Annotated in this window: 1 pseudogene; it reads left to right on the top strand. The window is 49.9% G+C overall.

Features of this window, described 5'->3' with window-relative positions:
- Positions 1-429: pseudogene (locus ACTHUM_RS20130) on the top strand (DNA-directed RNA polymerase subunit beta'); the annotation flags it as partial.

Genomic DNA, 429 nt, shown 5'->3' with positions numbered 1-429 from the left:
GTTCAAACCAGAGCGCGACGGTTTGTTCTGCGCCAAAATCTTTGGCCCGGTTAAAGACTATGAATGTTTGTGCGGTAAGTACAAACGCTTGAAATTTAAAGGCGTAACCTGTGAAAAATGTGGCGTAGAAGTTACCCTGTCCAAAGTGCGCCGCGACCGCATGGGCCATATCGAATTGGCAGCACCTGTTGCCCACATTTGGTTCTTAAAATCCCTGCCTTCCCGCCTGGGTATGGTATTGGACATGACGTTGCGTGATATCGAACGTGTATTGTACGTGGAAGCATTCGTGGTGACCGATCCCGGCATGACTCCGTTGCAACGCCGTCAATTGCTGACTGAATACGATTACTACAACAAGCTGGACGAATATGGCGACGACTTTGATGCCAAAATGGGTGCGGAAGGTATCCGCGAATTGCTGCGCAC

The sequence above is a fragment of the Neisseria sp. P0021.S006 genome, assembly GCF_051956895.1.
The sequence above is the reverse complement of the archived record's forward strand: the minus strand, read 5'-3'. Positions and strand labels throughout refer to the sequence as shown.